Here is a 12,186-nt window from a genome sequence, read left to right on the forward strand (position 1 = left end):
CTCTGGGGGAGCCGGGGGACGACGGTTCGGGGGAACCGTCACGAGGGACACTGGGAGACACACATCCATGGAGATCACCAAGAACAGCCACCGCAACACCTGGCAAGCGGTTCATGAAACCACCCTGGCTATCCGCGAAGGCCGCCTGGACCCGGCGCTTACCGATTGGCTGAGCCGGCAAGGCGTGCGCGTTGAAACCGCCCTGTTCGCCAGCGTGCGTCAATGCGACCAGCGTCTTTACATGGGCACCCTGGTGGACGAGAAAGGCCGGGTGCTGGAATACCTGGCCAACCTGGACCTGCCGGAGGACGACGCCCTGGACGACGTCACCGCCGAGCTGGGCCCCAAGTGCTCCTACCACCACCGCCACGATCCCTGCGATCCGGTCACCATGGCGTTGATGATCCAGCGCGGCCAGGCGCCGGCGCTCGCCGCCCAGCCCGCTTAGAGGACGCCCGTCCGGTACGGCAGCAAGCCGCGCGCCTCCTCCCGGTAGGCGTGCACGTGGCGCGCCTCGCGCTGGCAAAAGTCCGCCACCGCATCCTGAAAGGCGGGCTCCGCCAGCCAGTGCAAAGAGTAGGTGAGCACCGGCTCGAAGCCGCGCAGAATCTTGTGCTCGCCCTGCACGCCCGGGTCGAATTCCGCCAGGCCCCGCTCGATGGCAAACTCAATGCCCTGGTAGTAGCAGACCTCGAAGTGCAGCGCGTCGTACTCACGCACGCTGCCCCAGTAGCGGCCGTACAGCGCCCGGTCGTCAAACAGATAGAGGCCGGCGGCCACCGGTTCGTCGCCGTCGCTGGCCACCACCAGCAGCACCTGATCCCCAAGCTGTTCGGCCAGGCGCCGGAAGAACGCCTCGCTGAGATAGGGCAGCTGTCCGCGCACCAGATAGGTGTTGGCGTAGCAGTGGAAAAAGAAACGCCAGCTTTGCGGGTCGATGTCGGCGCCGGTGAGGCGCGTGACGGTGAGCCCCTGTTCGGCCACCCGCCGCCGTTCGCGGCGCACGCTTTTGCGCTTGCGGGAGTTAAAGCCGGCCAGGAACTCGTCGAAATCACGATAGCCCCGGTTGAACCAGCGGAAGTGGCAGGCCTGCCGCTCCACCAGGGGCAGCTCTTGCAGGGCTTCCCGCGCGGCCTGATCCGGGAACAGCAGGTGCCAGCCGCTGGCGCCCTGCTCGCGGATCCGCTCGCGCACCCCTTCCCACAGTTGCTGGGGCCGCCAGTCGCCACGCCAGCGCGGGCCGACCACCGGCGTAAACGGAATCGCGGTGACCAGCTTGGGGTAATAGGCCAGCCCGTTACGCTGGTAGGCGTCCGCCCAGGCGAAATCGAACACGTACTCGCCGCGCGAGCCGTCGCGGGCGTAGATCGGCATCAGGGCGTCGCCGTCACGCAGGTGACAGGGCCCCCAACCACGGCTCGGCGTGGCGGCGCCGGTGTCTTGCAGGGCGTTGAGAAAGGCGTCGGTGAGAAAGGGAAACTCCATGGCGACAGGATACTGACCCCGGGGCGGCCAGGCGAGGCCAACGTGAACATGAGATTACCGTGCCGCTTCGTTACAATGGCGGCGCGGCGATAACGATAATGCGGGAGCCTCCCGAAGCCGCTCGCCTCTTTGCACGGCGATTTGTTTCCTTTTTTCGAGTCACCAACAAGGTTCGTCGATCAATGAAAGTTTCCAAACCCCTGGCGGCGTTCTACGTCCTGGCCGCCCTTTTGCTTGCGTTACCCGGTGCCTGGCTGCTGTTCGCCCCGCACGCCTTTATTCTTTTCGTACACGGCGGCGATCAAACATTGCTGGTCTCTCCCCTGCTCAGCCAGCAAACCGGCCTGGGCCTGCTGCTGGCGGCGGCGGTGAATCTGGTCTGCCTGGCCGGCGGCCGCACGCGCACCGCCCTGCACGTGGCGGTGTTCTTCTATCTGGCCGGGCTGGTGGCCAGCCACGGGGCGCCGGTGTTCACGCTGGACGGCGCCTGGTTGTGGGCCCCGGTGCTGGTGTACCTGCTGCCGCTGGCGCCCTGGGGCCGTCTCGCCCGGGACGGCCGCCGACAGGGCGAGGTGAAGTGGTTCAACCCCAATAAAGGCTTCGGCTTTATTCTCGACGATAGCGGCGAAGAGATTTTCGTCCACTTCAAGGCGGTGCGGAACGGCGGCCGCCGCAGCCTGCGCACCGGCACCCGGGTGCGCTTCGTGATTCGCGAGTCCGAGCGCGGCGACCAGGCCGACGACGTGTACATTCAGCAATGACCCTGTCGCTGCTCGACTGGGCGGTGCTGTTGGCCTATCTGGCGGTGGTGCTGCTGATCGGGTTTTACTTCGCCCGCCGCAATACCAGCACCGAGGAGTATTTCGTCGGCGGGCGGCGCTTCCGGGGCTGGGTGATCGGCCTGTCCCTGGTGGGCACCTCGATCAGCTCGATCACCTTCCTGGCCTACCCGGCGGACGCGTTCAAGACCGGCTGGCTGCGTTATCTGCCCAACCTGGCGCTGCCGGTGGCGCTGTTCGTGGCCGCCTATGTGTTCCTGCCGTTTTTCCGGCGCGGCAACATGACCAGCGCCTACGAGTTTCTGGAACAGCGCTTCGGCCCCAGCGTGCGGGTGTACGGCGCCCTGGCGTTCATCGTCGCCCAGCTGGTGCGTCTGGCGATGATCCTGTGGCTGTTGTCGTTGCTGATCCAGCAGCTGGTGGACGTGACGCCGACCACCGCGATCGTCGGCGCCGGCCTGTTCGTCGGCCTGTACACCATTATCGGCGGCATCGACGCGGTGATCTGGACCGACGTGCTGCAGACCGTGGTGTTGATGATCGGCGGACTGCTGTGCATCTGGGTGGTGGTGGAAGCGCTGCCCGGCGGCCTGGGGCAGGTGTTCCGGGAAGCCTCGGCGGCGGGCAAGTTCGCGCTCGCGGAGTTCGACGACGGCACGCCGCGGCCGGTGCGCTGGCAGCCGTCACTGAGCGAGAAGACCGTCACCATGATGCTGCTGATCGGCCTGACCAACTGGCTGACGGAATACTCCAGCAACCAGAACACCGTGCAGCGCTACTGCGCCTCGCGCTCCATGAAAGAGGCGCGCCGGGGCCTGTGGGTGTACCTGTTCACCGCGCTGCCGGTGTGGGCGTTCTATATGTTGCTGGGCACCGCCCTGTGGGTGTTCTTCCAGCACTACCCGGACCCCACCGCCGCGGCGGTGCTTACCGGCGAGGCCCGGGCCGAATCGATCATGCCCTGGTTCATCACCGAGTACCTGCCGTCCGGCATCGCCGGCCTGGTGGTGGCGGCGGCGCTGGCGGCGGCGATGAGCTCGCTGGATTCCAGCATCAACTCGGTGAGCACGGTGTCGATCGTCGATCTTTACCGGCGCCACCTGCGCACCGGGCTCAGCGATAAACACTACCTGACGGTGGCGCGCACCGTGGCGGCGCTGGTGACGGTGCTGATGATCCTCGGCGCGCTCTGGCTCAACGGCGCCAGCACCCACACCCTGCAGGACACCTCGACGATTCTGGTGTCGCTGTTCGGCGGCGGCATGCTGGGGTTGTATCTGCTCGGCTTCCTGACCCGCGTGGGTGACGCGCGCGCCGCCTGGTGCGGCATCGGCATGACGCTGCTGTTCACCGGCTGGACGGTGCTCACCAACAAGGGGCTGATGCCGGCGGCGCTGAGCGCGCCGTTCGATCTCTACTACACCGGCTTGATCGGCAACCTGGTGATGTTCCTGGTGGGCTACGGCATGGCCCGCCTGTTCGACCGCCGCCCGGCGGCGGCCTGAGGCGGTACCGGCAGGCTCAGGAGCGCGAGCCGGCGGGCTCGGACGCGGGGCCGGGCGCCTCGCCGGCGCGGGTCGCGGCCTGGCGGCGCGCGGCGCGCACGTCGCGGCGCACCACCAGGCGATCACGCACCAACCAGCCGGTGGCCCAGAACACCAGCCAGGGATCGATCAGATAATCCCAGAGATTGTCCGAGTGCAGCAGGTTGAAGTAGAACGCCCCCTGGGCCGCGATCAACACCACGCAGGGCGCGTAGGCCCGGTTCATCCACGCGAACAGGCCGATCAGCAGCAACACGCTGCTGAACAGGATGTCGCCGAAGCCCAGCGCATAGGGATCGGCGTAGCTGGCCCCCAGGCTCATGGGGTAGAAGAACAGCGCCAGCCCCACCAGCATCACGCACACCGCCCGCAGCTGTCCCACCGGCAACCAGTAACGGCCGCGCAGGCGGTGGTGAATGGCGGCCACCGCCAGCAGGCCCGAGGTAATGCTCAGGTGGCTCAAATAACTCATCACCCAGCCGGCCAGCCCGACCGGAAACGGCAGCAACGACCAGACCACCAGCGCGACCGCCAGCCCGCCGCGCACCGGCAACGGCAGACGAGCGCTCAAACGCAGCCAGATGGCCGCCAGCACCAAGGCACAAATAAGGCTAGAAATCACCGGCCATCCCCCCCAATAGCGGCTGATCCTCAGGAAGCCAGGCGTGGCGAATCGCCGACTTGTTCCAAGTGTAGAGAATATGCACATCGCCGTTGGCGGCTTGGATCACATACGGATAGTCGTACTGGAACTCGCAGCCCTGTTCGGCGCACTTGTTGCGCTCCACGCGCTGGCGCAGCAACGAGGGGCTTTCGGTTTCCAGGGTGCCGGCCACCTCCTCGGAAATCATTTCCATGTACTCGGTCTGCGGCACGTTGCCTTCGCGCCATTGCGCCCGGTTATGGAAGAAATAACGCCCGGACCAGGTCTTGCCGCCATCATGGGTTTCGCGCATGCAGAGATCGTCGCGCTCCATCGGGTTGCAGTTCGCCACCAGCAGCCAGTGCCCCGGCGACAGCACCACGCCACCCACCGCCGATGACGGGTTCTGCAGCTGCGACGGGCGCAGCGGCGACCAGTCACCGCCGCCGTCGCGGGTCTCACTGCGGTACAGGAAGTCGGGGTGGGTATCGGTTTCATTACGCAGGAAGGCGGTGGCCCGTTTCGGCCCGTCCACCAGCACCAGCGGCTGAATCGCCTTGCGGCCGTGGCCGATACGCTCCTTGTCGACGATCCGATTGTGATCGTCCAGGCGCAGTATTTCGCCGAATTTACCCACCATTTCGTGGTACACCGGCAGGCCCACGGTGCCGTCCTGGTAGCGGATCGGCGGGGTTTTCACCAGGGTGCTGATGTTCAGAAACGGAGAGGTGACCAGCGCCTCGTCGAACCGCCAGCTGGCGCCCATGTCGTCGGACTCCAGCACCACCAGGCGGCTCGCCGCCCAGCCGCCGAAACTCACCGCCACCACGAACAGCCGCATGCGGCCGTCCTCGTCCAGCACCGGCACGGCGTTGCCCAGCTTGCGCACGTGCCGGCCCCACTGCAGGCGGATCTGCTCGCGGGTGACAACCCGCTCTTCCTCGCTCCAGGCACCCTGTTGCGGGTCGAAAATCGCCGAGTGAATGGCCACGTCCGGGCCGCCTTCACGCTTGCCGGCGAACCAGAACGCACGCAGCCGGCCGTCCGGCAGCGCCACCATGGACGGCGCGTGTACCAGCGGCGTCTCACCGTCGGAGGCGAAGCGCATCTGCCATTGACCGTTCAGCCGGTCGTGGCCGGGCACGTAATCCGGCTTGAATTCAGGCTTGGAAACCCGTTCCTGGTGTTCCGGCAGCACCGCCACGAAACTCACCAGCAATAAAGCGCCAAGCAACCAGTGAAAACCACGTCTTGCCATGGGCATTCGGCATCCGTTTGTCAAGGTGCGAGGAAAGGCACGAAGTCTAACACCGGCGTACGGGGATTGCCCCTACCCGGCGAAGACAAGCGACATCGATGATGGCATAATGCATCTACGACTTTCGGGTGACTTTTATATGCAAACCTCTCTCCGGGCAATCCCCTACCTGGTCCTGCTGGCGGCCTTGCTGGCCGCCGGGCGGCTGCCCGCCCAGCCCGGCGCCTGGCAACTGGTCAGTGACCGCAACGGCATTCAGGTCTACATGCGACATGGAGACCGGACGCCGCTGAAAACGTTCCGCGGCGTGACCCGCTTCCCGCTCGCCGACGAGTACGCCATGGTGGCCCTGCTCAACGATTACCAGGCCTACCCGGACTGGCTGCACTTCGTGGACAGCGCCCGGGAGCTGGGCCGCAGCAACGAACAGGTGCGCCAGTTGCACTTCACCACGCTGCTGCCCTGGCCGCTGGCCGACCGCGAGGCGGTGCTGCAGACCCGGGTGATACAGGCCAGCGACCCGAGCAATGAAGAAGTGGTGGTGGACCTCAGCAACCGCCCGAACCTGCTGCCCCCCGACCCGGATTACGTGCGCTTCCCGCATATGGAAGGGATGCTGCGCTTCCGCCGCGTGGCGCCGGGCGAGGTGGAAGTGGTCTACCAGCTGGAATTGAACCCCGGCGGCTACATCCCCGCCTGGCTGGCCAACATCCTGCTGCGCGACGCGCCCTATTTCACCCTGGAGCGGCTGCGCCGGGTGGTGCACCGCGCCGAATACCAGGGGCACTATTACGACTGGCTGGACCTGCGCGGGCCGGGCCGTCCGGAGCCGGCGAAAAACGTAACAAAAAACCCCTGACACCTGTCATATTCGGCCCTTTTCGCTACCATTGACGTGGTTTTTTTCGATGCCGACCAGGCGGAGACCACTGGCATGGTGAACGCGCTTTTCTTTATCTACTCCTGGTTTATTTTCGTACCACTGATGCTGCTGGCCACGCTGGTGGCCGGCGCCGTGTGCCTGTGCCTGGTGCCGTTTCTCGGCCCGCGCCGGGTGGCGCGCCTGAGCGCCGTGCCCTGGGCGCGCCTGGGGCTGCTTCTCAGCGGCGTGCAGGTGCGCGTGCACGGTCTGGAAAACGTGGACCCGACGCGCAGCTACGTGATCGTCGCCAACCACCTCAGCCAGTACGACATCTGGGTGCTCTACGGGCACCTGGAACAGGATTTTCGCTGGGTGATGAAACAGGAACTGCGGCGCGTGCCGGTGATCGGCGTGTGCTGCGCCCTGCTCGGCCATGTGTTCATCGACCGCCGCGACCGGGCCTCCGCCCTGGCCAGCCTGGAGCAGGCCAAGCAACGCCTCACCGGCGGCACCAGCATCCTGTTTTTCCCGGAAGGCACCCGCAGCCGCAGCGGTGAGCTGCGCCCGTTCAAGAAGGGCGCCTTCCGCATGGCCCAGGACCTGGACCTGCCGATTCTGCCGGTCACCATTATCGGCACCCGGGAAATTCTGCCGGCGGATTCCCTGCGCATGCATCCGGGCACCGTGGACCTGACCGTGCACGCCCCGGTGGCCGTCACCGGCAAGGACGACGCCGCCGTGGAAGACGCCATGGCGCGCAGCCGTGCCGCCATCGCCAGCGTCGGCGAAGGCTACCTGGAGCTGACCTGACGCCGCTCTGTTACCCTGGCGTCGCCCGGCGCCGGCGGCGTGGCCAGCTTCGACGTTGGAATTGGCCCCTTTTGCATGTCCGATGCCGCTACACTCCGGCCATTCAGACGGAATCGGAACAGCAACTATGAAAGACTTCCAGAATAAAGTAGCAGTGATCACCGGCGCCGGCTCGGGCATCGGCCGGGCCCTGGCCCGGGATCTGGCCGCCGCCGGCGCCCGGCTCGCCCTCAGCGACGTGAATCAGGTCGGCCTGCAGGAAACCGCCGACAGCCTGGGGCTGGGCAGCGACCGCCTGATCACCGAAGCCTTCGACGTGGCCGACCGGGACGCCTTCTACGCTTTCGCCGAGCGGGTCACCGGCCACTTCGGCGCCGCCCATCTGGTGTTCAACAACGCCGGCGTGGCCCTGGGCGCCACCGTGGAAGACATGAGCTATGAGGACTTCGAATGGCTCATGGGCATCAACTTCTGGGGCGTAGTGCACGGCACCAAGGCGTTCCTGCCCCACCTGAAAGCCGCCGGCGACGGGCATATCGTCAATGTATCCAGCGTGTTCGGCCTGATCGGCGTGCCCACCCAGTCGGCCTACAACGCGTCCAAGTTCGCGGTGCGCGGCTTCACCGAGGCCCTGCGCCAGGAGCTGGAAATGGAAGGCGGCCGGGTGTCCTGCACCTCGGTGCATCCGGGCGGCATCAAGACCAATATCGCCCGCAACGCGCGCATGGGCGCCGGCGTCGAGAAGATCACCGGCGACGTGGACAAAGCGCGCCGCGATTTCGAGAAGATGTTCCGCACCACGCCGGAAGAGGCCTCCCAAACCATCCTCAAGGGCGTGAAAGGCAATAAGCGCCGGGTGCTGATCGGCTCCGACGCCCGCGCCATCGACAGCATGCAGCGCCTGATGCCGACCGCCTATCAGCGTATTATGGTGGCCGGACAGAAAATGATGCGGAAATAACCATGAAACCTTTCTCCCAGGCAGCCGAAAACAACAAGGGTCCGATCCTTGATGTATTGCGTGACTATCTCACTGCCCCGGGTGATCTGCTGGAAATCGGCGCCGGCACAGGCCAGCACGCGGTATGGCTGGCGCCGCACTTCCCCCAGGTGCTCTGGACGCCCACCGAGCTGCCGGAAAACCTGGACGGCCTGTCCCAGTGGCTGGCCGACGCCCCCAGCGACAACCTGGCCGAACCGCTGGCGCTGGACGTGGAAGGCGACTGGCCGGCGCAGGCCTACCGCTACATCTTCACCGCCAACACCTTTCATATCGTCTCTCGTCCGCAGGTCGAGCTTTGCATCCGCCGGGTGTGCGAGACGTTACTGCCGGACGGTCGCTTCCTGGTGTACGGCCCGTTCAATTATCACGGCACCTACACCAGCGACAGCAACCGGGAGTTCGACCTGTCGCTGAAAGCCCGCGACATTGCCATGGGCATCCGCGACCAGGAGTGGGTGGTGGAACGCTTCGCCGAACACGGCCGCGAGCTGATCCACGACCACGCCATGCCGGCGAATAACCGCATTCTCGTGTTTGGCTGAGACACAACCCGAGATTCCTCTGACAGTGCTGCCCGCTTTTTATACACTAGGTTCCCGTTCCCATGGCCGGGCCGTTTTCCGCAGCACCCAAACCGAGCGAATCCATGCAAAACGAAACCACCAGCGAATGGAGCCTGGAGCAGTTCCAGGTCCCGGAAAAAGAAGGCGAAACCCGCTTCCACGACTTTGACCTGGAGCCGGCGCTGATGCACGGCATCGCGGACGCCGGTTTTCAGTATTGCACGCCGATCCAGGCCCAGGTGCTGACCCACGCGCTGGCCGGCGCCGACACCATCGGGCGGGCGCAGACCGGCACCGGCAAGACCGCCGCCTTCCTGATCACCATCATCAACGACCTGCTGCGCCACCCGATCACGGTGCCGCGCTACGCCGGCGAACCTCGGGCGCTGATCGTCGCGCCCACCCGGGAGCTGGCGATGCAGATCGAGAAGGACGCCAAACTGCTGGCCCACCACACCGACCTGCAGGTGATGAGCGTGGTCGGCGGCATGAACTTCAACCGCCAGCAGGAACGCCTGCAAACCCGGCTGATCGACATTCTGGTGGCCACGCCCGGGCGCCTGCTGGACTTCGCCAAACGCCGCGACCTCTGGCTGGACCGGGTGGAAGCCCTGGTGCTCGACGAGGCCGACCGGATGCTGGACATGGGCTTCATCCCCGACGTCAAACGCATCGTCAACATGACCCCGAGCACCCGCTACCGGCAGACCCAGCTGTTCTCCGCCACCTTCAACGACGACGTGATGAACCTGGCCGGGCGCTGGACCGAGGCCGCCCAGGTGGTGGAGATCGAGCCCACCCAGGTGACCACCGACACCGTCGACCAGAAGGTCTACATCACCGCCACCCAGGACAAGTTCAACCTGCTCTACAACCTGATCACCCGGGAGAACATGTCGAAAGTGATCGTGTTCGCCAACCGCCGCGACATTACCCGGCGGCTCAACGACCGGCTGCATAAGAAGGGCCTGAACGTGTCGCTGATCTCCGGCGACGTGCCCCAGAACCAGCGCATGAAGACCCTGGAGCGGTTCCGCGCCGGCGACCTGCAGGTGCTGATCGCCACCGACGTGGCCGGGCGCGGCATTCACATTGAAGGCGTGTCCCACGTGATCAACTACAACCTGCCGGAAGACCCGGAGGACTACGTCCACCGCATCGGCCGCACCGGCCGCGCCGGCGCCAACGGCGTATCGATCAGCTTCGCCTGCGAAGACGACGCCTTCCTGCTGCCCCAGCTGGAGCAGGCCATCGGCATGAAACTCAACTGCGTGCACCCGGAAACCGCGCTGGTCGCCGACCAGTAGCCCGGGAAGGAAAAACCATGGCGGAACGTATCAGCCCGGAAGACGGGGTCATCAAACTGCAAAGCGGCGACACCCTGTTCGTCGACGTACGCGACCCGGCCAGCCACCAGGAAGCCCGCATCCCCGGCTCCCTGCTGCTCAACCAGAGCAACCTGGAAGATTTCCTCGCCGCCACCGACCGCCAGCAACCGCTGGTGGTGTACTGCTACCACGGGCACTCCAGCCAGGGCGCCAGCGACTACCTGGCGGAGCAGGGCTTCCATTCCGTGGTCAGTCTCGACGGCGGCTTTGAATACTGGCGCCAGGCCCACCCCGAACACGTGGACAGCGATTAGCACCAGCGCCGGCCCCCACCGGCGCGATGGCTGCGCCCGAACCACGCCGACTGGCCCATCATGGGCGTCCATGACATCCCGCGATAACAAGAGGAACGCCATGAACGCAGCCCAACTGGCCGACGCGCTCAAAAACGCCCATGTGGAACACGCCCGCCTGCGCCTGCAGGAGAAGCGCTACTGGCAGCAACAGCTGGACGACGGCGTTAAAGCGCTGGGCAAAACCCCGGTGGGCGCCCTGGTGGACCCGGACGCCCTGGCCAAGGTGGTGGACGACTGGCTGGCCAGCGTGAACACCGCCCAGGGGCTGCGGCCGGTGATCATTGAGGTGAGCGAAGCGATTCTGGAACAGGCCGGCGACGACCCGGCCACGGTGGGGGAGCTGCTGAACGAGGCGCACTTCGAAGCCATCCTGGAGCAGGCCCTGCGCCTGAAAACCCTGCGCGAAAAAGCCATCCACGCCTGTCTCAACCATCCGCTGGTCAGCGACATGGTCAGCGAGATGCTCTACACCGGCATCAAGAACTTCCTGCTGGAAGAAAACGTGCTCGCCAAGCTGCCCGGCGTCAGCAGCATGATGAAGCTGGGCCGCAAAAGCGTCGGCAAGGCCATGGGCGGCCTGGAAGACAGCATCCGCGACTACCTGCGCCACAACACCCGCGCCACCCTGAAAACCGGCGAGCAGTGGCTTAACCGCCAGCTCACCGACCAACGAATCGCCGAACTGGCCCGCGACGGCTACCGGCGCCTGGCGCCGCTCAAGCCGGCGGACGTCATCAAGACCGCGCCCAAGGGCCTGGCCGGCGACGTCGCCACCCACGCCTGCGTGATCGCCGACGAAGCCGCGCGCCTGGACTACAGCCGCCGCCTGGTGGCCGCCGGCATCCAGGCGGCGGTGCACTCGCTGCTGGAAAAAGACCTGCCCGCCCTGCTCAAGGCCATGGGCACCACCCCCAAAAAACGCAGCCAGGCCCTGGCCCCCGCCCTCGCCACCGGCGCCGCCGTGCTCGACCAGCAGGGCGTCCTCACCCCCTGGATCGAGCAAGCCCTCGGCGACTTCTACGACAGCGACGCCTGCAAGAACGTCCTCGAGAAAGCCCTGAGCTGATCGCAGATGGTTTGGCCGGAGCGAGCCTTGTGGGAGCGGGCCCCGCCCGCGAAAGGGTGGCTTTAGCCACCCGGCGGGATTCCAGAGACGCTGTTGGTGCTGCCGTTAGATAAGGCTCTGGAATCCTGCCGGGAGCTTCGCTCCCTGTCGCGGGCAAGGCCCGCTCCCACAATCCAGCTTCGTAGCAGCGCTTTGCGGCTCGCACCTGAGGGAGGTTCGGTCTCGGTGCCAGTGTCCAGGACTGTGTGAGGCAGGGAGCCGAACACAAGCCTACAGATACCGTCTTGCCCATCAACTGGTTCGGGCCACTCTCATCTCGGAGATGGTGTGGGCCGGCATCCCATAACACGACGGGTCGAAACACTGACCGCTTTTCAGTACTCCATACATAATGTGCAGCAGCTTGCGCATGCAGGCCACGACGATCTGTTTGGGCCGCTTGCCGTTCGAGCGTAGTCGTTGCGCGAAGCGCCGGAAGACTGGGTTGTG

Annotated in this window: 13 protein-coding genes and 1 pseudogene; 10 read left to right on the forward strand and 4 right to left on the reverse strand. The window is 65.8% G+C overall.

Features of this window, described 5'->3' with window-relative positions; genetic code table 11:
- The first annotated feature begins 67 nt into the window (after positions 1–67).
- The gene (locus ACEQZD_RS06870; protein ID WP_142950047.1) at positions 68–448 is read left to right on the forward strand and encodes a hypothetical protein; all 381 of its coding nucleotides are present in this window, start codon (positions 68–70) and stop codon (positions 446–448) included.
- On the opposite strand, the gene ACEQZD_RS06875 is transcribed toward ACEQZD_RS06870, so the two are convergent.
- Positions 445–1,485 (reverse strand): GNAT family N-acetyltransferase, encoded by a 1,041-nt coding sequence (locus tag ACEQZD_RS06875; RefSeq protein WP_142950048.1) that lies wholly within the window; start codon positions 1,483–1,485, stop codon positions 445–447. The genes ACEQZD_RS06870 and ACEQZD_RS06875 overlap by 4 nt on opposite strands.
- A gap of 182 nt (positions 1,486–1,667) precedes the next feature.
- On the opposite strand from ACEQZD_RS06875, the gene ACEQZD_RS06880 reads away from it, so the two are divergent.
- Entirely contained in the window at positions 1,668–2,246 is a 579-nt protein-coding gene (locus ACEQZD_RS06880) for a cold-shock protein (protein WP_142950049.1), read from the forward strand.
- Positions 2,243–3,769: a sodium:solute symporter gene (locus ACEQZD_RS06885; protein WP_370184705.1), complete on the forward strand. Its 1,527-nt coding sequence runs from the start codon at positions 2,243–2,245 to the stop codon at positions 3,767–3,769. Before ACEQZD_RS06880 ends, ACEQZD_RS06885 begins: the two co-directional genes overlap by 4 nt.
- A 16-nt stretch (positions 3,770–3,785) precedes the next feature.
- Here the strand turns inward: ACEQZD_RS06885 and ACEQZD_RS06890 are convergent, their stop codons facing one another.
- Both ACEQZD_RS06890 and ACEQZD_RS06895 read right to left on the reverse strand, forming a co-directional pair.
- The gene (locus ACEQZD_RS06890) at positions 3,786–4,430 is read right to left on the reverse strand and encodes a hypothetical protein (protein ID WP_370184706.1); all 645 of its coding nucleotides are present in this window, start codon (positions 4,428–4,430) and stop codon (positions 3,786–3,788) included.
- On the reverse strand, positions 4,420–5,715 hold the full coding sequence (locus tag ACEQZD_RS06895) for an exo-alpha-sialidase (protein WP_370184707.1): 1,296 nt from the start codon (positions 5,713–5,715) through the stop codon (positions 4,420–4,422). Before ACEQZD_RS06895 ends, ACEQZD_RS06890 begins: the two co-directional genes overlap by 11 nt.
- A 133-nt stretch (positions 5,716–5,848) precedes the next feature.
- Between ACEQZD_RS06895 and ACEQZD_RS06900 the strand changes: the two genes are divergently transcribed.
- From ACEQZD_RS06900 to ACEQZD_RS06930, 7 genes are all read left to right on the forward strand, one after another.
- Complete coding sequence (locus tag ACEQZD_RS06900) at positions 5,849–6,568, forward strand: START domain-containing protein (protein ID WP_370184708.1); 720 nt, start codon at positions 5,849–5,851, stop codon at positions 6,566–6,568.
- A gap of 75 nt (positions 6,569–6,643) precedes the next feature.
- A complete protein-coding gene (locus ACEQZD_RS06905) occupies positions 6,644–7,381 on the forward strand; it encodes a lysophospholipid acyltransferase family protein (RefSeq protein WP_370184709.1) in 738 nt (245 codons plus the stop codon).
- 127 nt (positions 7,382–7,508) lie between these two features.
- Entirely contained in the window at positions 7,509–8,342 is an 834-nt protein-coding gene (locus ACEQZD_RS06910; RefSeq protein WP_142950053.1) for an SDR family oxidoreductase, read from the forward strand.
- A gap of 2 nt (positions 8,343–8,344) precedes the next feature.
- Entirely contained in the window at positions 8,345–8,926 is a 582-nt protein-coding gene (locus ACEQZD_RS06915; RefSeq protein ID WP_142950054.1) for a DUF938 domain-containing protein, read from the forward strand.
- Between the two features lie 104 nt (positions 8,927–9,030).
- Positions 9,031–10,254, forward strand: coding sequence for an ATP-dependent RNA helicase RhlB (gene rhlB, locus ACEQZD_RS06920; RefSeq protein WP_255442666.1), 1,224 nt, complete (start codon positions 9,031–9,033; stop codon positions 10,252–10,254).
- Between the two features lie 17 nt (positions 10,255–10,271).
- The gene (gene glpE / locus ACEQZD_RS06925; RefSeq protein ID WP_142950056.1) at positions 10,272–10,589 is read left to right on the forward strand and encodes a thiosulfate sulfurtransferase GlpE; all 318 of its coding nucleotides are present in this window, start codon (positions 10,272–10,274) and stop codon (positions 10,587–10,589) included.
- A 100-nt stretch (positions 10,590–10,689) separates the two neighbouring features.
- Positions 10,690–11,697 (forward strand): hypothetical protein, encoded by a 1,008-nt coding sequence (locus ACEQZD_RS06930; RefSeq protein ID WP_142950057.1) that lies wholly within the window; start codon positions 10,690–10,692, stop codon positions 11,695–11,697.
- Between the two features lie 291 nt (positions 11,698–11,988).
- On the opposite strand, the pseudogene ACEQZD_RS06935 reads toward ACEQZD_RS06930, so the two are convergent.
- Positions 11,989–12,186 (reverse strand): annotated as a pseudogene (locus ACEQZD_RS06935) (hypothetical protein); the annotation flags it as partial.

The organism is Alloalcanivorax sp. (genome assembly GCF_964221125.1).
Lineage (GTDB): Bacteria > Pseudomonadota > Gammaproteobacteria > Pseudomonadales > Alcanivoracaceae > Alloalcanivorax > Alloalcanivorax venustensis.